22 protein-coding genes and 1 tRNA gene are annotated in these 21,176 nt (G+C 53.2%); 15 read left to right on the top strand and 8 right to left on the bottom strand.

What is annotated here, in order from left to right:
* Positions 1-154: 154 nt before the first annotated feature.
* A complete protein-coding gene (locus ACN0Q0_RS00480) occupies positions 155-907 on the bottom strand; it encodes a tyrosine-type recombinase/integrase (RefSeq protein ID WP_417241960.1) in 753 nt (250 codons plus the stop codon).
* Between the two features lie 452 nt (positions 908-1,359).
* On the opposite strand from ACN0Q0_RS00480, the gene ACN0Q0_RS00485 reads away from it, so the two are divergent.
* The 12 genes from ACN0Q0_RS00485 (at position 1,360) to ACN0Q0_RS00540 (ending at position 11,547) form a co-directional block, all read left to right on the top strand.
* Positions 1,360-2,448, top strand: coding sequence for an integrase arm-type DNA-binding domain-containing protein (locus tag ACN0Q0_RS00485; RefSeq protein ID WP_417241385.1), 1,089 nt, complete (start codon positions 1,360-1,362; stop codon positions 2,446-2,448).
* Between the two features lie 102 nt (positions 2,449-2,550).
* Positions 2,551-2,739, top strand: a complete 189-nt coding sequence (locus tag ACN0Q0_RS00490; RefSeq protein WP_417241386.1) for a helix-turn-helix domain-containing protein — start codon at positions 2,551-2,553, stop codon at positions 2,737-2,739.
* Positions 2,740-3,244: 505 nt separating this feature from the next.
* The gene (locus tag ACN0Q0_RS00495) at positions 3,245-3,997 is read left to right on the top strand and encodes a GNAT family N-acetyltransferase (RefSeq protein WP_417241387.1); all 753 of its coding nucleotides are present in this window, start codon (positions 3,245-3,247) and stop codon (positions 3,995-3,997) included.
* A gap of 164 nt (positions 3,998-4,161) precedes the next feature.
* Positions 4,162-4,395 carry a hypothetical protein gene (locus tag ACN0Q0_RS00500; protein WP_417241388.1) on the top strand — a complete coding sequence of 78 codons (234 nt, stop codon included), beginning with the start codon at positions 4,162-4,164 and terminating at the stop codon, positions 4,393-4,395.
* A 1-nt stretch (position 4,396) separates the two neighbouring features.
* Entirely contained in the window at positions 4,397-6,676 is a 2,280-nt protein-coding gene (locus ACN0Q0_RS00505) for a VapE domain-containing protein (RefSeq protein WP_417241389.1), read from the top strand.
* A 598-nt stretch (positions 6,677-7,274) separates the two neighbouring features.
* Positions 7,275-7,901 carry a hypothetical protein gene (locus ACN0Q0_RS00510; RefSeq protein ID WP_417241390.1) on the top strand — a complete coding sequence of 209 codons (627 nt, stop codon included), beginning with the start codon at positions 7,275-7,277 and terminating at the stop codon, positions 7,899-7,901.
* Positions 7,894-8,181: a hypothetical protein gene (locus ACN0Q0_RS00515; protein WP_417241391.1), complete on the top strand. Its 288-nt coding sequence runs from the start codon at positions 7,894-7,896 to the stop codon at positions 8,179-8,181. The genes ACN0Q0_RS00510 and ACN0Q0_RS00515 overlap by 8 nt, the downstream gene beginning before the upstream one ends.
* A gap of 173 nt (positions 8,182-8,354) precedes the next feature.
* A complete protein-coding gene (locus ACN0Q0_RS00520) occupies positions 8,355-9,155 on the top strand; it encodes a Shedu anti-phage system protein SduA domain-containing protein (RefSeq protein WP_417241392.1) in 801 nt (266 codons plus the stop codon).
* A 215-nt stretch (positions 9,156-9,370) separates the two neighbouring features.
* Positions 9,371-9,745: a hypothetical protein gene (locus ACN0Q0_RS00525; RefSeq protein WP_417241393.1), complete on the top strand. Its 375-nt coding sequence runs from the start codon at positions 9,371-9,373 to the stop codon at positions 9,743-9,745.
* 180 nt (positions 9,746-9,925) lie between these two features.
* Positions 9,926-10,585: a hypothetical protein gene (locus ACN0Q0_RS00530; protein ID WP_417241394.1), complete on the top strand. Its 660-nt coding sequence runs from the start codon at positions 9,926-9,928 to the stop codon at positions 10,583-10,585.
* The gene (locus ACN0Q0_RS00535) at positions 10,582-11,034 is read left to right on the top strand and encodes a hypothetical protein (protein WP_417241395.1); all 453 of its coding nucleotides are present in this window, start codon (positions 10,582-10,584) and stop codon (positions 11,032-11,034) included. Before ACN0Q0_RS00530 ends, ACN0Q0_RS00535 begins: the two co-directional genes overlap by 4 nt.
* 168 nt (positions 11,035-11,202) lie before the next feature.
* Positions 11,203-11,547 (top strand): hypothetical protein, encoded by a 345-nt coding sequence (locus ACN0Q0_RS00540; RefSeq protein ID WP_417241396.1) that lies wholly within the window; start codon positions 11,203-11,205, stop codon positions 11,545-11,547.
* A 341-nt stretch (positions 11,548-11,888) separates the two neighbouring features.
* Here ACN0Q0_RS00540 and ACN0Q0_RS00545 read toward each other — a convergent pair whose 3' ends face one another.
* A complete protein-coding gene (locus ACN0Q0_RS00545) occupies positions 11,889-13,607 on the bottom strand; it encodes a DUF6119 family protein (RefSeq protein ID WP_417241397.1) in 1,719 nt (572 codons plus the stop codon).
* Between the two features lie 256 nt (positions 13,608-13,863).
* On the opposite strand from ACN0Q0_RS00545, the gene ACN0Q0_RS00550 reads away from it, so the two are divergent.
* Positions 13,864-14,730: a hypothetical protein gene (locus ACN0Q0_RS00550; RefSeq protein ID WP_417241398.1), complete on the top strand. Its 867-nt coding sequence runs from the start codon at positions 13,864-13,866 to the stop codon at positions 14,728-14,730.
* A 3-nt stretch (positions 14,731-14,733) separates the two neighbouring features.
* Here the strand turns inward: ACN0Q0_RS00550 and ACN0Q0_RS00555 are convergent, their stop codons facing one another.
* The 4 genes from ACN0Q0_RS00555 to ACN0Q0_RS00570 all read right to left on the bottom strand — a co-directional run bounded on the left by ACN0Q0_RS00555 (position 14,734) and on the right by ACN0Q0_RS00570 (position 18,694).
* Positions 14,734-16,194 (bottom strand): DNA cytosine methyltransferase, encoded by a 1,461-nt coding sequence (locus ACN0Q0_RS00555; RefSeq protein ID WP_417241399.1) that lies wholly within the window; start codon positions 16,192-16,194, stop codon positions 14,734-14,736.
* A 161-nt stretch (positions 16,195-16,355) separates the two neighbouring features.
* Positions 16,356-16,431, bottom strand: a tRNA-Thr gene (locus tag ACN0Q0_RS00560).
* 20 nt (positions 16,432-16,451) lie between these two features.
* Complete coding sequence (locus ACN0Q0_RS00565; RefSeq protein WP_417241400.1) at positions 16,452-16,979, bottom strand: gluconokinase; 528 nt, start codon at positions 16,977-16,979, stop codon at positions 16,452-16,454.
* Between the two features lie 8 nt (positions 16,980-16,987).
* A complete protein-coding gene (locus ACN0Q0_RS00570) occupies positions 16,988-18,694 on the bottom strand; it encodes an ABC transporter permease (RefSeq protein ID WP_417241401.1) in 1,707 nt (568 codons plus the stop codon).
* Between the two features lie 135 nt (positions 18,695-18,829).
* On the opposite strand from ACN0Q0_RS00570, the gene ACN0Q0_RS00575 reads away from it, so the two are divergent.
* Positions 18,830-19,705 carry a hypothetical protein gene (locus ACN0Q0_RS00575; protein ID WP_417241402.1) on the top strand — a complete coding sequence of 292 codons (876 nt, stop codon included), beginning with the start codon at positions 18,830-18,832 and terminating at the stop codon, positions 19,703-19,705.
* 8 nt (positions 19,706-19,713) lie between these two features.
* Here the strand turns inward: ACN0Q0_RS00575 and ACN0Q0_RS00580 are convergent, their stop codons facing one another.
* Positions 19,714-20,412 (bottom strand): hypothetical protein, encoded by a 699-nt coding sequence (locus tag ACN0Q0_RS00580; protein WP_417241403.1) that lies wholly within the window; start codon positions 20,410-20,412, stop codon positions 19,714-19,716.
* A gap of 48 nt (positions 20,413-20,460) precedes the next feature.
* Positions 20,461-20,730 (bottom strand): DUF2312 domain-containing protein, encoded by a 270-nt coding sequence (locus ACN0Q0_RS00585; protein ID WP_417241404.1) that lies wholly within the window; start codon positions 20,728-20,730, stop codon positions 20,461-20,463.
* A gap of 211 nt (positions 20,731-20,941) precedes the next feature.
* Between ACN0Q0_RS00585 and ACN0Q0_RS00590 the strand changes: the two genes are divergently transcribed.
* Positions 20,942-21,157, top strand: a complete 216-nt coding sequence (locus ACN0Q0_RS00590; protein WP_417241405.1) for a hypothetical protein — start codon at positions 20,942-20,944, stop codon at positions 21,155-21,157.
* Positions 21,158-21,176: the final 19 nt, after the last annotated feature.

Genomic DNA, 21,176 nt, shown 5'->3' on the forward strand with positions numbered 1-21,176 from the left:
TGACATCAAGATCACTTGACCGAACGTATGGGCCAACTCTGGACGCGTCCAATTTGACAGATCGCCAAGCTTCCTGCTCGTTGCCGCTTCAATAAGCGACCCACGTTCACTGTCACTCAAGGACATTTGATGGCCTTCCTTTTATTATATGGGACTATGCTGCCTTCAGCTCACACGAGAATCTTGCCCACCAATCTGCAAGTTTTACGCGTTCGTCCCAATACAAGCCGCGGCTGTAGGCTTTGCGCACCTCGTTTCGCTCCACATGGGCGAGTGCGGCTTCAATGGCATCGGGGTTCCATAAGCCGCTTTCGTTTGCGAGCGTCGAAAAGCTCGCGCGAAATCCGTGGGCGGTCATTTCCTCTCCTGAGTAGCCCATGCGACGAAGCGCGGCGTTTAAGGTGTTTTCAGACATTGGGCGTTGCCATGAGCGGAGCGAGGGAAAGAGGTATTCCCCGTTGCCCGTGATCATGCGCAGCTCGTCCAAGAGCGCTATGGCTTGATCTGGCAATGGCACATTGTGGTCACGGCGCATTTTCATTTTTGAGGCAGGAAGAGACCAGATCTTTTCCTGAAAATCGAACTCTTCCCATTTTGCATGACGGATTTCGCCCGGCCTTTGGGCTGTGAGCGCCAAGAGCTGCAAGCCTATCCGCGTAGTCGCCTGCCCTTCAAAGGCATCCACGTCACGCAACAGCGCGCCAAAGGCTATGGCTTTTGCCTCTTGTTTAGCTTCGCTCGGGTCGATGCCCTCCGCCACTTGGGCGCGTGCAACCTCTTTGGCCTTGCGTGCCTGTGCGGGCGATACGTCGGAATCTTGCCCAACCGACAAAAGCCGCTCTTTGCCGTGCATTCTGTATTTGAATTGCCAAAGCTTTGAGCCGCTTGGCTTCACCAGGATATACAGGCCTTCAAAACCCGAAACCTTATAGGGCTTTCCCTTTGGCTTGAGGGAACGGAGTTGGAATCACTTAAAGGCATCCGGGGGTATCCAGTTTTCACACATTTACCGATACCCCCACTGGCACCCCCACTGGGGCTTCCTTCGGACAGCACAAAACGCTATCGGACAAAGGAACGTCGCAAAACCCTTGTAACAAAGGGCTTATCGCGTGTCTTTGGATATTTTCGGATGGTGAAATGGTGCCCCCACACGGACTCGAACCGCGGACCTACTGATTACAAATCGAGACGAGCATCATAATCATGGTCAATTCACGCCAATTCAGGGCGTACGAACCCATATAAACAAGGCAAAATACGTCCTATCGGCTCACTCAGCATCACCCGAGTTAAGCCCAGAAACAGTACTCAGGACGGTATTTATCAATGACAATATTCAAGTTCACAGAGGCACGCGTGCGTGACCTCGAATTGGGTTCAGGCATCCACCGAGATACAGACGTCAAAGGCCTTCTATGTATCTGCCATAAGACGACAAAGACCTTTGCTGTGCAAGGAGATGTAAGGCGTCAAAAGCGCCATGTCCGCACTGTGCGAATGAAAATCGGTCGAACAGATTTGGTTCGTTTGGGAGAGGCAAGAAACGAAGCCAGAAAACTCATGGCCACGATCCAATCTGGTATCGACCCTACGGCTGGACCCGAAGCAACGGGTATGACGTTAGAACAGGCCTTGGCCACGCATCTGAACGAACGGGACCTGTCCCCTGCGTCCGTGAAAAACTATCAATATCACATGGACCAATATCTTGGCCGTCTTCGGCGGCGTGCCGTGGCTGACATATCGCGCCAAGACTGCCGAGAACTCTTAGACACGCTGACAAAGCGACACGGACGCACAACAGGCGGCTCTGTGATGCGAACTGTTCGAGCGATCATCAATACGGCCCGCAGACACGATGAGACAATCGAAGGCAATCCCGTCGATGCCATCCGCGTTCCTGCAACAGCAAGACGTCAGGTCGATGAATTGGACATAGCAGCGTTTTGGGGGCAGACAGAAACCTCATCAGATGTGATGCGTGATTTGCATCGGACGTTTCTGCTGACAGGGGCACGTCGCAGCTCTTTGTTGGGTGTGAAACGAGCCGACTTTGATCCTGAACGGGGAATTCTGACTTTTACACATATGAAGGTTGGAGAGGCATGGTCCTTCCCTACTGGCCGCTGGTTGACCGAAACGCTCAAATCCAGATTGAACAACGACGAACCTCTGGCATCAGAGTGGCTCTGGCCTTCGCCAACGTCCGCCTCTGGTCGAATTGCCGAACCCAAACGCAAGGGCATCCCCTCCCCGCATGCACTTCGGCACCACGCCAGAACCTTCATGATTGCTGCTGGTGTGCCCTATGCTGAAGGCGCATTGCTTCTGGGTCAAAGGCTCCCGGGTGCGTCTGGTGGATACGTTCACCAATCCCATCTTGTTGAAGCCTTGAGGCCCCACGCTCAGGCCTTGGAAGACTATATTCTCAACTTCACAAAGTGATGGCACTACTGGTTAACTCGTTGGCATATAAAGGTATTGCAAGCTGATAACCTGATTTCATCGTCGCCCATTCGGGCACATCTTGATTTTGGAGTTATCAGCATGACAAACCAATCAAACGACACACCTTGGATGACAACAGAAGCCGCCGCCGGCTATCTTTCTGTCTCAACGGGCACAATGCACAATTGGCGCAGTAAAGGGATCGGGCCGACATATCGGACCGTTGGCCGGATTGTTCGCTACCATCGCGACGACCTTGATGCCTTCTTGATGGCAGGTGCCGCATGAGCTTTAGTATCGAGAAAGCCCTTACAGCCGCTAAGAATTGGCAAGGCAAGGAGGTTTCCGCCGAACATACCGCCAAGATTGATCAGGTGGTCTTGTTGGCATGTACGGACAGTTCAACCGAGGTTTTCCAACGAGACCTCAGACTGGCTTGCGAGCGCATTGGTTGGCGGCACGATCATCCCATGACACTCTGGGTTGTGGCACTTCATGCAAATGTGTTCCCCACTCACAGAACCGATCCTGACTTTTACCGGTCCGAGGGAAAATTGATTTTTGCTTGTCCCGATGTGGCGCTGCAAACCTCTGCAACCGACTTGTTTTGGAATGACCTAGACCTTGTCGGCCTTGCCCTAAAGCGCAGTGGTGCTCCCGGCATTCCAGTGCGGCCAACTGGTCGGAGGCCTGGGCTGAGACCCTATCAGGGCTGGTAGGTCAAAGAGTATAGCGTCAAACAACTCTAAGGAGTATATTCAGCTAAGGTATTGGATCAATTTGGATAACTAGCGTGAATGTAACTTCCTCAACAGACGATGACTTAGAGTACATACTTCAATGGTTGAAAGAACAGTTCGATGACGTTGAGGGTATCGGCTTTTGGGGAAACAGAAATCTTATCCGCCGCTCCCATGAAAAAGATCGAGACATGTGGGTGGTACGGGAGGGCGGAAATGCCATTGCATTCCAAATTGGTAAGTACTCGCCAGACATCACATGCGTGAAAGACACCCATCAAGGCAACGGATATGGGACGGCATTATTCAAAGCTGGGCTTGAACGTGCATATTCTGATGGGGTTGTGAGGCTGTCGGGAGATTGTATGCCTGAAACCAGCCTGCCGTTCTGGCAGAAGATGGGTTTTCGGCAAACTGCACCAAGCGGCGGTATTGGTAGGGGCATTCCGGTGGAGATGTGGTTGCCAAATAGTTTGACCCTGCCGGAAGGTGAGGAAGCGCTGAGTGTCGAGGTCGAACTATTCGTTGTCCCAGAGCGCGCACTCTACGGAAAAGCAGTAGAACCTTTGGCCATTGCCAAGCCCCAAGCCCGATTTTTGAAGGGTCAGACTCGAGTGTATCTTGCTGAGCGATTTCATATCCCAGAAAGGAAAGAAGCATCCGGAGACCCCGCTCTACGGGTCTTGGTCAACGGCGAACAAATCTATTTCGACAAGGCAAAGTACCCTGAGGCAGCGCAGTTGGGCGTCCAATTCGACCCCTTGGGGAATAGGTTCTTGGATTTCCTCAATGTTCCAGCGTTCTGAGTCAGCATTACAACCGAAACGTTAAGCCAGCGTTCGTTGCGCGCTGGTCAAGTGTTGGTATGCGGGCCTTATGTGCCGCGATATTGTTCTAGGTGATGGACCGGACTGCCAGGCTGCGCGGCTAGAGCAATCCGGTCAAATTTGCAGCACATAGGAGGCTTACCATGCCTGAAGATAACGCACCCAAGCCGTTTGGCACGCCATTGAACGACCTTTTAACGACAAACGAAGCGGCGGTACTTACAGGGCACCCTGCGACTGTACTGATGACCTTCCGCAACCGTCGCAACAACACCAAATACAAGAATGCCGGTCCTGATTACGTGAAGATTGGGACAGCCGTTTTCTATGAGCGTTCTGTGATCGAGGCCTACAACGCCAAACGTGCGGGGGCTTGAAATGGGTGTTCATACCGATGCGTCACAACTAACGCCGCTGCTTGCCAGTGGATACCAGCTTCTCCCTTTACATAAGTTCTCGGCCGAGAATGACGTTAAGGGCAAGAAACGTAAACGGGGCAAGTCCCCGCTTGATCGCAACTGGATGAAACGCCCTTACAATTCAAACGACCAAATCAAGCACATGGAAGCAGGCAGCAATGTCGGCGTTCGTCTGCGACCGTTTGAGCTGGTCTTGGACGTGGACCCACGGGCATTTCCTGATGGCCAGACTTTGGCGTCTCCAATCAACCCGTTTGTCGAACTGGTTCTTTGGACCGGTATGGACCCAGACCTTTATTCGACCGTTGAGACCGGCTCGGGTGGCCTACATATCTATATGACAAAGCCCGAGGACGTTTCCACCAGAGACAGCCTGAACGATAAGTTTCCTGGCATCGAGTTCAAAACGGTTGGCCGTCAGGTCGTCGCTCCTGGCTCGATCCACCCCGACAGCTTGAAGACCTACATCTGGAAGGCTGACACGCCCGAGTTGGATGCTTTCGGTGCTGAGGCTGCACCTAAGGCTCTTGTCGATCTGATCCGAAGACCATCAGGCAGCGTGGCAACTGGCGGGGGCGAGCACGATCAGGAAGAATTGGCTCAGATGCTTGAACATCTGGATCCAGCCGACTTTGCAGACCATGACGATTGGCTGACTCTGATGCAGGCCTGCCACCACGCCACGGCGGGAGATGGCCGGCAAGAGTTTGTGGACTGGTGCACTCAAGACCCAACTTATGCAGACCATGGCGCCCTTATCGGCATTCGGTGGGATAGCCTTCACGCCGACAATGACGGCAATCGCATCACCTTCCGCACCCTTTACAAACTGATGAGAGATGCAGGGGGCGAAGATGCCATTCCGAGAAAACCCGCTGCGGATGATTTTGACGACGACCTTGATGACGAGGCCACAAGTGCCCTAGCCACGACCAAAAGACAGCCAGTGCATGAAGGTGGTTTGGCCGTCAATAAGAACACTGGCATTGCACCTGACACGGCAAAGAACGCACTCAAGGCAATCAACGGTTCCAAGCTTGATCCTCGATTTGACGAACTCAAGCAGCGTGTTGTTTTAACGGGCGTATTACCTTGGGGTGAAGACTATGGCCGTGTGCTGACTGACAAGCTGCTCTTGTTGGCCCGAACTTGGCTGATGGAGCAACACCAGCGAAAGGACTACCAGCCTTCAAAAGAAAACGTTCAGGACGCAATCACGACAGTCGCTTATTTCTACAAGTTCAACCCAATCCTGGACTATCTGGATGGCTTGACTTGGGACGGAACGAGCAGGGTCAAAGACCTTTTCACGGATGCCTTTCAGTGTGCCCGTGATGACTACACCGAAGCCGTCTCACGCTGCTTTATGGTTGGGGCTGTGGCTCGCCAAAGGCAACCTGGCTGCAAGGTGGACACGATGCCCGTAATCAAAGGTCCACAAGGTTCTCTGAAATCAACCGGTTTCCGGGACCTGTTCTCACCGGATTGGTTCAGCGATGCAGAATTGGGTGATCTGCGGAACAAGGATGCGGCCATGAACCTAGAAGGCGTCTGGGTCCACGAGTTTGCCGAATTGGCAGGTCTTCGGGCAAGCGACATGGACGTACTCAAAGCATTCATGTCCAGAGCCACAGACAGGTATCGGACGCCCTATGGTCGCAACACCGAAGATCATCAACGCCGTGTGGTTTTTGCGGGCACTGTCAACGAAGGCGGATACCTGAGCGACCCAACGGGTGCTCGGCGTTTCTGGCCGTTGGAAATGGCCTCTGGGTCCAGGGTTGATCTGGGCTGGATTGCTGAGCATCGGGACCAACTCTGGGCCGAAGCTGATGCGTTGTTCAAATCGGACACCGGTCACGTATTGCCTGAGCCTTTGTGGTCGATGGCGGCAGAACGCCAGGCAGACGAAACGGTTGATGATCCCTGGGTCGATAAACTGGCTCTGATGCTCAGTAACCGAAAAGCGGAACGACGGGCTTTTGAGAACGGTACGGGTGACTATGCGGCGGAATTGATTGATGGCGAGCAAGTTGCCTCGCCGTTGCGTGAGCCTCCTCTAGCCGACAAAGTGCATACTCAAGACCTGCTCAGCTATCTAGGCTTGGAAAGCGACCGACAGAATAAAGGCCATGCGCAGCGTTTGAGGCGGTCAATGGAAACCCTTGGCTGGAAGCACAGACGAGGCGTCAGGCTGGGAGGGCGTGTTTCGGCGGGCTATGTCCGAGCCGATGAGTGATGTTCTGAAAATCGGAGCGTATCAATTCAGTCACGGTGTTGATGGTCGTTGATCTTCGTTGACCTGACATGATGCTTCTAAGGCCTTGTTTCGGAACACTTGTTGACGATGTTGATCATGTTGATCTTATAGCAATATATCTTGGTAGAATAAGCCGATTAGGCACAGGGCACGGACCAGGGCATAGGGGCAGCCTGCAATCCGGATATATATAGTAAAAACGGTCAACGAAGATCAACGTCGTCAACAAGGCAATAAAAACAGTACGTTACGGAAACCCCCGAAAACGCCTTGTTGACGTAGAAATCTTCCAGCTTGGAAGACTGGGACTGCGCAACGTTGTGAGACGGCACACTCCATTGTAAATCGCTGGCATACGGCTCCAACGGAACACGACATTCTGACCACGAACGGCAACGAGGATGGTGTCCGTGAAAAACCGAAGCCATCAGCACGCACAGATAGGCCGCCCCATTGATACTGAATTGGGTGTTCTGGCGTCTGGGGCGCGAATGACTTCAAGGGCTTAATCGGCACCCTGCTCAGCCAAGCACAGTAACGAAGACAGAATAGGTATCAAAAAATGAGCTTGATGAGGATGAACCGGATCAAACCGGCCAGTGACCCGCGGATGCCTTCCAAGATTGCAGCGATCACCCGCCCCATCTACGGCGAGAAGGGTGGCGAGTTTCTGCTCTATCTCCGTCAATTCGGCCACATCACCTATGCGGCCAACATGACTGGCCTGACCCGGCGGACCTTCTATGACCGGCGCGCAAAGCATCCTGACTTTGCGGAGGCTTGGGACGAGGCACTGGCAGCCTTCGAAGAAGAATTGGCCATGCGGGTGGCCCAGACGGCCTTGGAGATGGGGACTGGCAAATGGGTTCAATGCTTCGATCCTGAGACGGGTGAACCCGAGTTGGATGACGAATTCGAGCCAGTTTACCGTTTCGAGACAGCGAGCGTCGATCCCCGTGTCCTGAACAAGCTCCTATCCCTGCGGATGAGTTCTGTGGATGGACCCGCCCAGACCAATGTCCAAATCAACAATTCCACGAGCGCTCAAACCGCCTTGCCTGCCAAGCCCAAGCTGGTTCAGCCAGAAGGGGCTATACGGAGGCCCGTGGTGACCGAAGCGGTCTCGGATAAGCGACACGACACGATTGACGCCGAAATTGTCCAGGGGACGCCACAGGAGACTAGGGGAATATCTAATGACTGAGCATTCATCACAAATCACATTCGTTCGCCCTGGTGGCGTTGCGACCCAAACCTTCGCCGATGGGGCCGCAACCATGCGCATCTGTTTGGGTTATCTGCATGACCCAGATGACGGGGTGCTGGCAGAGATGAAAGCCCGGCACGATCCTGTGCCATGGCAATCAGCCGAAGTGCGTGATGAGGCCGTATTGGCCGTTAAAGCACGGGGAGACTTAGACAACGAAACACGCGCCCGCTTGCTCGAATGGATTGCTGCAACGCCCTATTTCGAGGACCAGTAGCAGCCGCGCGTCAGTTGCATCTACCATCGCGCTAGAACGTTGATCTAAAATTAGAAACTAGGCCTTCAACAGGTCGAGGTGAATGATTATAAATAGCCAGAACAAGGTGATGCTGTAAGATGTGCGAAAGTTGTCAGTGAAAGTATCTCATTTCTAACAATTGGTTTTCTAAGATGAATGCACTAATCAACGACAAGATTAAGACAGATTTTCTCACCTTACTTGACGAGGAACACAAAGAACAACGCTATCAGGACTTTATGGAGAGGAATACAGGATTGATACCAAGGATGTTCGTGCAAAATCACGGCGTACATTTTGGTCTCGTTCTTCGAAAATTATCCTTCGGTGCAGACTACAAATCAGACTTCTTCTTTTTCTCGAAGAGTAGCATTGATTGGCATGCGGTCTTCATCGAAATTGAGAAGCCATCTTCACGGTATTTTAAACGCAAGAGTAATGAAATTAGTCCAGATTTTCAGAAAGCTATCCATCAAATTAAAACGTGGGAAGCATGGCTAAATGACCAATCTAACGCCGCCGGATTTCTTGCTTCGCTGAGCACTCTGCAGGTTCCTGCACATATGGCAAAACACCCTACAGCATTCAAGTTCGTGTTGGTGCATGGACGAAGGGCTGAGATAGAAAACAGTCCCCAACGAAAGCAGCTAGTTAAGTCGTATGAAACACCTAACTTCAAGATAATGTCATTCGACAGTCTGGTAGAAAACTTGAATGGAAATTACCCACTAAATATTGGCGTGCGGCACAACGAGTACATTGATGTCTTTGGTGATGAAATCTGTGATGGTCAGATGGTATCGTGGATGGAACCCACCCACTTGAGGGTGAGCGAGACACTGCATGAAATTTTAAAAGCAGGTTCTGCCGCGCCCAAACAAATCTCCATGCAAAATGGAAAACCTGTTGATTCTTGGGTCAGAGCATCTGAGACGATTAGAATTAGGAAATGAGAGCCATGACGATGTCCCGTAGCGCTCCCTAATTGCAGTCAATGCAGTTCCCAATACTGTACTTGGCGTCTTCGCTGGACTTCAAGCGTCTGATTATTAAACCCTTCATTGGCCAAATCCCTTTGATCGAATGTCAGATGGACGGCTTGCTGGCTTACTGACGTGAGCCAATACGGCACGATGCTCTCGAACCTCAACAACGCCCAAGGACCCCGATGAGTGAGCTTGCGTCGCGACCAGTCCCTCCTTTGCCGTCAATATCTTATGCCAAGACCCAGAAAGCAGCAAAGTCGTTGGTTGAAGAGGCTTTGGAAGACTACCCGCCGTCACAGGATTTCTCGATGCGTGCAAACACGGTCAGGCTGATTGTTGGTATGTGGTTCATTCAAGGCAGTATGAGGTTTCCCCGTGGATGGGTAACGCCAGCGATGCAAGCTTTCATTGACAGAGGCGTTGATTGTCCAAATCCGCGCTGTTGGCGCTCATACCGTTCTGACGTGAAAGACAATCCGGGCCAGTTCCTCACCACGCCCGGCGCACCGGTCGATCTTATCCGGCAAATGGAACTCGACCTGATGGGCGAACCCTGAGCCAGCATTTCACGTTCGGCAGTCAAACGCTGGTCCCCCATGCCCGACAGAAGCGGCATCGTGTGAAAGTGCCCGGCAATTACCTCCTTTTCTTGTCTGGGCAAATTGCGGGCGGCTGAGGCGCTTTGGCGGTTTCGACCTTGGCCGTCCGTTCCCCGACTACAACGAACTGAGGATGATATGGACAAGAATGAATTGGAAAAACGAATTGCTGACCTACAGGCCGAACGGGACCGCCTGACCGGTGAACTCGACAATGCCCGTGCCGAAGCCCGTGACGCCATGATTGCTGGGAAGAAACCCGGTGGGACCGCTGCGGCATTGGCTGAACGGATCGCCATTGTGGATGATGCTCTGGCCGAGCTTCAAGACCGAACGCGAAGCGCCGCAGAGAGTGCCGAACGGAACAGTCGCCGACGTCGAGCCGAAACTGCCCTTGAGGCCACTTCCAAACGGGCCAAGCTCGCCGCTGCGGTGGATGATGCCCTCAATACCCTGGCGTCCTCGTGGGATGCCTATGCGGATGCCTTGCGAAAGGACGTTGGACAGGTTTCAGGTGCTGGTGGTGACCTGACCGCAGTTGAACGCGCGTTGACCAACAACCGGGCGGCTGAGCCGCTGGTGAAAGCCCTGATCCAGTCAGGTGGCGTCAAGCTCGCCCGCATGTTTGGTATCGATACCCCGATCCGGGAACGTCATGCCATTTCCCTTACCGATGCTGAAAACCGAGTGGCGGAAAGCCTTCGGGCGGAACTGCTTCGCATCAAGGCATCATCCCCCCAACCCTACGTGTCCCGAGAGGCACAAGCCGAACTGGAAAAGATGGAGGTCACACGATGAGCCAAGAAGGGCAACGCCACGCCGCTGAATTGGCACGGCTGGAAACACGCAGGAAAGACTTGGAAGAAGCCTTGATGCGGTTGGCGCGCGATGAAGCTGAAGCCCATGAAGTCGCCGAGTTGGCCCAAGAGGTTGAACAGCTCGAACAACAAGTCGATGCCGCCCGAATGGCGGCGAACATCCCCAAAATGACCGCAAAAAGGAGTGCAATCATGCCCACAGACATCCAAAAACAGGCCCTACCAGTGAAAAAAAGAGCGGAGAAACTGCTTGATGACCTAGCCAATTCACTGCAGCAGCCCGGCGAAACATTTGAGGCTGCTTACTCCCGCGCTCTTAATACCGAAATGGGCGTTATGATGTTGAAAACGCTGGATGATGCGACGGCGTTGGCTACCGGAAATCCGACAGAATTTGACCTCGAAAAAGCTCGCACTGCGCTTCAATAATCCCGTCTATTATTATTGCGCAATTCGTCGAATTTAACCTTTTGTTAAGTGGCTTTTGAGCACTCGCGATGAAACGTTGGAATACAGACGGACTTTGATTTGAGACACTCCTTTTCATGGACGCCCCATCATGGGGCTCCACCACCTAATTGAAAAGGAACAGACCCCATGCATACAGATACTTCACAATACGACGCCCAGGGCGACGACAATATCCAAGACCTTGTGCGTATTGATATTATTCTACCACGGAGTTGTCTCGAAAACCATATAGTGGAAAGGCTGCGCAGTGCTGGCAATCACAGCGAAGAAGAGCTTCGCATGATAGGGCTAGTCGAGCATTTAGTTGAACGACACGGGCATCTCTACAGAGGGGACCTATTATACCCCTTGCACTATAGCATGGACTGCGAAGGCGAATTTGAGGAGCTTCCGCTTAAGGTCCTCCATGAAGCGGTTCAGGAGCTGATTGAAGTATATTCGCGTCCTTACGTGCCGGAGGTCGCAGCATGACCGACTTGGTGATTACAAAAGTCGTCGGTTTGAAAAAATGCCGAGAGTAAAGGCATTCCCTCGGCTGTTACTCTGGTCTTGGCCAGGAATGACGTTCCTGAAATCAACTTGATTGATTGATGAGTCTCAATCCGAGTGGTTGCACCCACTTGGACCACAATACGCTTAGACGGCGCAGCAGGTCCCGCCTGCTGCGTCGTTTCTCACCAAAAGTATCGACAGCAACCAATAAAACGGTGCCTGCTACAGTGCTTGCACAGTTCCGCACTGAGAGGTGCCTGTAAAATCAGTCACTTAACGGAACTACCCCACTGATTGAATACTAGTTGGTTACATAGAATTCACTCATCAGCATCAGCATCAGCATCAGCATCAGCATCAGCATCAGCATCAGCATCAGCATCAGCATCAGATGCGGGCTTCTGAATGAGCTCAATTGCAACAGGAATACCGAACTCTTCGAGCCGCCTAACCGAGGCTTGGAGGCTTACCTTAGAGAAGAAAGGCAACCCCAGACTTCCGTCTTTGTAAGGTTTCCTCATGATACCGTATACCACCTTGAAATTAGATCGCGTTGGCTTTTGAGAGGCCATTGGAAGCAGCGTTTCGAAGGCGGTCCCACCAGCCTTCTTATCGCTCTCTTTTTTAACAATGCGTCGCAGGTTTACTCTAAAGTCATGATCAGAAATAAACGCTTCAGCACTTACGATGCCTTGGTTCCAAAGATGGCTTATGGATCCTGAGGAATGCCCATCTTTTAGGTGGATGAATTCGCTTTCTGCCGAGAAGAAATCGCAAGGCTCCAAGTTTCCATAGCGAACACCCTTGGGGTTAATCTTTTGCTGATCCAACATAAGAAGGTCGTCTCGGCTATTGACCAGATCGGCAATCAAGGCGCGCTCGTTCAAACAGGTTGTTGCACCAACAATTTCGACTTTCTCAAGCGCGTCATATGCTTCGTCGACTTCGGTCTTGAAATCTTCATCCACACGGTACCATTCGCCTGCAAAAAGCACGTAGTACTTCCGGTCCTCACCCTCACCCAGAGAAGTCTCAAAAATAAAGCAGTCATAGACTTTCCACTTTTGGTCGAACTTTTCGTCATTGTCCTTCTTTGCAGAAATATAGTGCTTTTCCTTGAGCTCGATTACCTCTCCTTCGAAGTCGCACCTTTCAAGTTCCGCCACATAGTCTTCAATTGAAAGGCTTTCAAAATTTGCACCTTGGCCACCAAAGCCATTGTAGTGGAGCTGGTTTCCCTCAGTATAATCTACGATCTCTGGTGGCGACATATGAAGGTCTGCATTCTCCCCAGCCCTCATTTTAGTCACAGCTTCAAAAAGTTTGGTATCCAGTTGCAGAACAACGTCCTTTTCGGACACGATCTGCATACGATCAACCCAAGAAAAATCGTCTTTATAGTCCTCGCGAAGATACATCGCGAGAACCCGATCGCAGAGTGCTTGAATATCTCCCGGCTGATCCTTTGAGATGATCTTTAGCGCGTCTTTGCCTGCAACAAACTGAGCAAAGTCAGCGTCTTTGGGTGTTCCTGCAGCAACCCTAGCTAAGTCACGGTACATATCCACCCCGAAGGCTTGAAGATCGCTATCTTTACTAGTTTGAACCCGCTTTTGGACCGTCACAGCATCGGGCGTGGCCGTATCCAAGCTCCGCAGATGTTCACGCGAAACTGAGTTTAGAGTAACCTTCAATCCAAATTGTCTAACGAAGGCGTCATCGTTCAAGGCGATATGTACATGGCCGAAACAAATTGCCAATGTTCTCACACCACTTGGCACAAAAATTACTGCACCAGCCCCACTTGCAAATATATCGTCGGGGAGGTCCGGGCTTTGAGTGCTGAGGAATTCTTTCCATCCCGGTGGGTTATTGTAGATTTGGCCAATGTAGAGCGTGGCACCTTCAATCCCTGCCCAAGGTCGTGTCTCGAGTTCTCTGGCTTCACCAGGAGCAAAGCTTGGTCCAAAAGAAGTTTCAGGAGTGCGACCGGGACGCAGTAGGCGTAGGTTGAAATGGTAATGCTTTGTCTTTGGCATCAATGAAACTCCTAAAAATTAGAAAGTTATCCAGGCTGGCCGAAAATACAACGGATGATTGTAGAGTTGAGCAATAGGCATATAGATTCAGGTGGATTCAAACCTGAAATTTGAATCTGTTGTTGTGGCTTGCCTCGGGCGCGACCCTAACAGAAAGTTCGCCGCTTCTACCGACTTGCAGCCTATAGGAATTGGTCTTGGCGGGCATTCGGAACTCATGTAGCGTTGTGTAGAATTCGATATTGAAAGCAACAACATGACTGCCGAACATCACCGCCACCTCGCAATGAAGTCCGTTGAAGCAATTTCGACCTGGAAAGCTTGCTGGCCAGTTTGGGAAGTAGAAATTTTGGGCCGAACCAACGGCTTGTCCGACGCGAAGAAAATTCACGAGCTGGGTGATCATTTAAGAGACGTGTTCTTCGCAACAAATACTGGCAACCGTGATCAAGGATCGCTCTCAGGTGGTGGGGCGGGTTGGGAATCTCTCGTCACTTGGTACCTTAACTTGGTGCTATCGGGAACAAACGCTGTCGCAATGAGGCAATCTAAGGCTGTCGTGCCGCGTACTTTACTGGACGCAACAACCATTAGCTATGGCAATAATCAGACAAACACCGAGTCTGATGTGTGTGTTGTAGTCTACCCCAATGATTTTAATTTCCCCGCCACGGATAGAGATTTCGCTAAGAACTTAGACTTGGAAATCGCAAAACGGATCGCAAGTATTGAGTTAGGAATTATTCAGTGCAAGACCAATTGGAACGATAATGCTCAAATACCTATGCTTTGGGACATGGTGTATCGAGCCAGTTTCGGTTCAGCGACAGGAATTCATATTGGAAAAAATGGGTACAATGTCAGTAACCTGAAACGTTTCACTTATTCCTTTGTGACCGTCCCATCGCAAAAAGGGCCCAAAATGCCAAACAAACCAACACAGATGGCAGTTAAGCGGGTGAACAATCTAACTGGCGGTAACTATTGGGGGATGGCGACCAAAAATGGAGTGGCCCTATCTGCCTCTGAAATTTTTGACCGAAACTTTAGTAGTGCTTTCTCAAAGAACATCCGTGCAAGTATTCAGGATGCAATTGACGGAAAAATCGGCTTGTTCAGCTAACACCTAGATTGCTGCCTCAATTATTTCCCTAAAGTGGCGTCCAACTGCTTCCGCCAAACCTACAGGAACCGCATTCCCAATTTGGGTATACTTTGGGGCTTCCCTGTCAAAAACGCCTTCTCTAGGATTACCAGCCCTGCGTAGTCCGCCAGTAGTTCGTTTCCCTGCAAACTGGTACCAGTCCGGAAATAATTGCAATCTGGCCCATTCCCTAACAGTCAAAGCTCTTGGCTGCGAAAAATGAACATAGTCATCGGCCAATGAAGTCGCTGTAATGTTGGGTTCTGTGTTGCCCCACCTTTCACGAAGAACACGCTGGGAGAACTTTTTTGTTTGATATTGCTCAGGAATTTCACCGTTATTGTCGATCATGTACTGAAACTTAGCAACAATGCTCGGCCTGTGCTTGCTGTACTCTTGCTCGGTCAACTTCACGCGGGTTGACCCAAACCACTTTGGCGCAGTCCGAAGGTGTTTTTGAATTTCAGTCGTTGGTGAAGTCGCGTACTTGGTTGACACAAACGGACCCTTTTCGAAGTTCCCCTTTTGCAAAATTTCATTCACATTATCATCGATCAAATCGCTAAGAAGATCGACAAGATCAGGGAACCCACGAGTTGCCGGGGGTAGAAAGCCACATTTTACGGCGTCGTCTGGGTGTGCATCCGGATCAACCAGTCCAGATGCATTGAGCATGTCTTTACGAATACCGACAAGTAAAACTCTTGGTCTGTTCTGGGGCACCCCATAGTCTTTTGCTTTCACCAACGAATAACGGACTTCATATCCCGGTATCGAACGGAACTCCGAGAGAACATCAGGGAAAATTTTCTCCCCTTCAGCTTTGGTCCATTTTGCGTTCAACAAGCCCTGAACATTCTCGAAGAGAAAAATTCGTGGTCGAAGTCGCCGGATAACGTGGGCCATTCGAACAAAAAGGTGGTTTGATGGGAGATCCGCTTTATCAACCGAGTATGAGCGACGAATACCTATTCCAGAGAAGCCTTGGCAAGGCGGTCCACCGGCAAGCACGTCTAAGTTAGAGCCAGCTCCACTTTTTACTGATGCTCCTTTATCAAATTCTAACGAAAGCTCTGGTAAATTGCCTAAGTCTGCCACCATTTGGTCAAGGCGTTTGCCTCTAAGGTCATTCGCATCGTTGCAACGAAGGTCAGCATTGTCGGAGAACCCTAGGCCGCCTAGTGAGTGCTTGCGGTTTTTCAGATACGTAGACATGGCGTCAGTGTTTAGCTCATTCACAAACACCGGTACAAAATCAGCATTTTCAAAACCTAAAGACAGCCCTCCACATCCCGCAAACATGTCGACCATGTACATCGGCTTAGTCGATCGATGTTCCTTGCCTGGAATTGAGTTTTCTTGAGGTGGAAGTGCTGTCTCTAACATGTCCAGAATATCTAACTGTTTGGTTTCCGGACGAGCATATCTAGATTTCCTCACCATTGAAACGACCAAATCTGCCCTAAACTGGAGAGAATCCGGCAAAATCAAGCTAGCGGGTGACATCCAAATGCAATTTTCTGTGTTTATACTGTGCTCAACGAATGCCACACACTTACTGATCGCCAGATCCGCACATAAGATGCTGATTTTATTGTAAAAAATGGTGCCCCCACACGGACTCGAACCGCGGACCTACTGATTACAAATCAGTTGCTCTACCAGCTGAGCTATAGGGGCACTGGGGACCATTTAGAGGGTCAGGCTTTGGGGTGCAAGTCAAAATCTAGCATGATGTGCGCTTGTTTTATGACCTGTGCCGAAGAGCCGTCTATGGCGATCTCGACGAGGTCTGTTTCCGTGGTGTCCGGACCTTCGAGAGCGGCAAACTGGCTGTCGAGCAAAGTGGGTGGCATATAGTGGTTCGCACGGGCCGACATACGCGCGTAGATCATATCACGATCGCCTGTGAGCAACACAAACCGGCATCCCCCCGTCTGTTCGCGCAACAAATCGCGGTAGGCGCGTTTGAGGGCGGAACAACTGACCACAGCCCCCCCTGCCCCGTTCGCTTTCTCCACGGCGGAACTGGCAAGGCGACGCAGCCACGGCCAACGCATCTCATCGGTCAGTGGCCGGCCTGCGGCCATCGCGGCAACGTTCTCGGCGGGATGATACTCGTCGCCCTCAAGAAACGGATAGCCACAGGTCTCGGCCAGAGCCTTGGCCACGGTGGATTTACCGCATCCGGAGACGCCCGCAACGATGATAATGTCGAGTTTCGGCATGGGGGTCCCTATGTCAGATCAGAGGCGCTTTCGGAGCGCGCCATCAATATAACCGCAATCAGACCCACGGCGACCACCAAAAGGGCGGCAGGAGAGGCTTGTTCAAGCTGTTCGAGAGAGGCCTTTTCATGCACGCGGGTGGCAAGCGTGTTGTAGTTGAACGGGCGCAGCAAAAGCGTTGCGGGCAGCTCTTTGACGCAGTCCACAAACACGAGCAAAAGGGCGGTGCCGACCGAGCCACGGATGAGCGGGACATAGACGCGGCGCAACGTCCCCGACAGGCTTTGCCCGAGGGATCGCGCGGCCATCGGCAACGAGGGTGCGACACGGCCCATCGCGGCGTCTGCGGCCCCTTGGGCAATCGCAAAAAATCGCACGACATAGGCGAGGATGATGGCAAAGGACGAACCCGTCAGCAGCAACCCGATATCACGGCCCGTCAGGCGCTCCCAAGTGTCGGCAATGATGTGGTCCAACCCCGCCATCGGGATCAGGATGCCGATCCCGAGCACAGCCCCCGGAGCGGCATAGCCAAGCGTGGTGAAGGGCAAGAGCAGCTTGGGCAGCTTGCGCCCCGTGAGGCGCACTCCGTAAACCATGAACAGGGCGGCGGTGACGGTAATAATGGCGGCGAGCCCCGCAACGGTGAGGGTATTTTTAAGCGCCACGAGCAGGCCGGGAGCGGCCCATTGCTCCGGCTCGCCCATCGCGTGAACGCCAATGACCCCCATCGGCAGGACAAACCCCACAAGGAACGGAACGGCACAAAACCCGAGCGCAATCACCCCGCGCAGGCCCGTGAGACGGATCGGCGTAATGGGCCGCGGATGGCGTGCGCCCGCATGAAACCGAGCTTTGCCACGCGAGGACTTTTCAAGCGCCACGAGCAAGAACACCACGAGCAGCACCACAGAGGCGATCTGTGCCGCCCCGCCCGCATTGCCGCCCTCAAGCCATGTTGAAAAGATACCCGTGGTCAGGGTTTGCACGGCAAAATAGGACACCGTGCCGTAATCGGACACGGTTTCCATCATCACAATCGCGGTGCCGGCGGCAATGGCGGGGCGCGTCATCGGCAGACCCACACGCCAGAACCGCGCGAAGGGACCCGCCCCCAAGGCGCGGGCCGTTTCATAGACCGAGCCGGATTGTTCACGAAACGCCGAACGGGCCATCAAAAACACATAGGGGGTCAACGCGGCGGCCAGAACGATGATCGCGGACCCGATCGAACGGATTTCGGGGAAATAATAATCGCGTGACGATTGCCACCCGAACAGGCTGCGCATCGCGGTCTGCACCGGCCCTGCGTATTCAAAGAAATCGACCAGAGCATAAGCCCCGACATAGGCAGGAATCGCCAAGGGCAACAACAACAGCCACTCCATCACACGGCTGAGTGGAAAACGGTACATGGTCACAAGCCACGCAGCGCCCGTCCCGACACAGGCGGCCAAAAACGCCACACCGAGCGTCAAAACGGCCGTTGTCCCGACATAGCGCGGCAGGGTCGTGGACAGCAGGTGCGGCCAGATATTATCGGTCGGATGCAGGGCAATCCACACCACGGCGATCAGCGGCATCAAGACCACGGCAGCAATCACCACCGCGCCCACCGACCACGGCTCCGCGCGGCGCACACGGCGCAGTTTGGGGGCGGTTTTGGCCGCCGTTCGAGCGGCCCCGGCCTGTAATTGAGTGATTTGGTCAGTCATTTCGCCCCACCGCATACGCGAAACATGTTTCCCTGTCCACAAAAGTGCATATGATGAGGGGATTAAAGCATTTTCGTTACGCTTTAAATTGGTCTTTTCGACGCTTGGTCGGGGAACGGAACGGGTGGGCTGTCCATGATCATTTCCATGCATATCGGTGCGCATTGCACCGCGAGCAATGCGCTTATGCGCGGCTTGCTCAAAAACAAGGGGCGGCTTTCCGAACATGGCGTCGTGATCCCCGGCCCTGCGCGCTACCGCGAGATCCTTCCCGAGGTGATGAAAAAAGTCAAAGGGGCGCCCGCGTCCGCCGAAACCCAGGAGATGATCCTCGACCAGATCACCGAGGCCGAAAACTGCACCCGCCTGGTCATGAGCCATGAGGATATCATTTGCATGCCTCAGGGTATTTTTGCGGATGGCAAACTCTATGCCAAGGCAGAGTTCCGCCTCCCGTGGCTGCGCAATGTATTTGCGGGCCACCAGATGGAATTCGTCCTCGGCCTGCGCAATCCTGCGAGTTTTATTCCCGCGGCCTTTGCCCAAGGGGGCGGAAAACACAGCTATGCCACCTTTATCGGCGACGCCGATCCCGATCATCTGCGGTGGTCCCGTCTCATCACGACCATGCGCCAGACCTGCCCTGACGTCCCGATAAAGGTCTACGCCTTTGAGGACACCCCTGTGATCTGGGGGCGGTTGATCCGTGAGGTCGCGGGGGTCAAGGGCGCGGTGCCATTGGCCGGCGCCCTCGACATGATCGCGACCTTGATGAAGCCGGAGGGTATCACGCGGCTGCGCTCTTATCTCGAAACCCACAAGCCCAAGAACGAGGTGCAGTTCCAACGCATTCTCGGGGCGTTTCTGGACAAATACGCCGACCCCGCGTTGATGGAAGACGAGATTGACCTGCCCGGATGGGATGAGGCGCTGATTGAACGGCTGACCGCCACCTATGAGGACGACCTCTATCTGATCGAGGGCATGCGCGGCGTGACGTTCATCAGCTAAGGCGGGGGTTAATCGCGCTCTGGAAGATGCGCACGGATCAGCCCGTCGAGGCCGCCGCCAACCTGACCTTCGGGATGGGCCTGTATCCACTGCGCCACACGGCACCCTGCCCGACCGTAGGCCGAAAAATCTTGGAGCGAGTTGGCCTGCAGCCATTCGCGGCTTGTCACTGGCAACACGTCATCGCCCGCCTCACAGGTGTCGGGGTTGAGGTCAAAACGGCTGTCGCGGGACACGTAAACCGAAATGCCCTCGTCCACCCATGCGGGAAACCCCGCCTGTAGCTTGGCGCCCAATTGTTTATGCAGGGTGGAATGGACCAACTCGTGGGCGATGATATCGATGTCATGGCCGTGTGGTGACAGATAGAACAACAAGGACCCGTAGGTCATCGCCAAGGGATCAATATCGCCCATCATTTTGTGACAGGTCTCGGTGTAGCACACCAGAATACGTGGACGGTGAACCGCACCGAAAGCGGCCTCGACGCGGGCTTCGGCCACCGCAAGACGGCGCACCAGTTCGGGCGCCATCATCGGATCGTCCGTCTCGGAATACAGTCCCTCGGCCACTTTGACGAAGCCGAAACAGGCCGGACAGGCGGCGGCCAATGCAGGCGTAAACCCCAAGGCAACAAGCCCGACCCCCAAACCGAGGACCAAGGCGAGGAGCGACAAGAGCACACGCCGTGCGACCCGCCGCGTCATGTGTTATGCCTGCCCGAACGCACCGCAACCAATCGCGCCACTGACCCCTTAGGTCATGCCCAAGGCTTCTTTGTACATTTCCAGAACGGCCTCTTGTTCGGCGATCTCGTCGGAGGACTTTTTACGCAGGGCAATAAGGGTGCGCAGGGCTTTGGTGTCGTAGCCGCGGCCTTTTGCTTCGGCCATCACTTCTTTTTGTTGGTCAGCGATGTCCTTTTTCTCCATTTCGAGACGCTCATAGCGTTCGACAAAAGAGCGCAGTTCGTCGGCGGTCACACGGTAAGTCGCGTCGGCGCCTGAAGTGGTGTCGTCCATCATGCCAGAGACCCTTTTTATCTGGATTGCATCAGGCCCGTTTCCTATCGCGCACCCGCGACCAAGGCAAGCCCCGCACACGGCCCGAACCGCGCATCCACCGCAGACCGGATGCATCACGGATAACGCCGGCCGCACATGATTGCACCCCCGCCCGCAAGCGGATATGAGAGGCGCAGTTTTCATTGAGACGCGACAAAGGACGGTGACAGGTATGGCATGGATGGTTTGGATTGGCGCCCTTTTGACGCTCGCCGGTGTGGCCCTGTTGGTGTACTGCATCATGGCCGCCCTCAAAGCCAAAAAGCTTGGCGGAACAGATGACGACATCCGCGCCCGCCTGCAAAAAATTGTGCCACTCAACCTGTTGGCGTTGATGACCTCGGCGCTTGGCCTTGCTGCCGTGACCATCGGCATCATTCTGGGTTAACCCGGGCGATTGCCAACGC

Source organism: Celeribacter sp. (genome assembly GCF_048259695.1).
GTDB lineage: Bacteria > Pseudomonadota > Alphaproteobacteria > Rhodobacterales > Rhodobacteraceae > Celeribacter.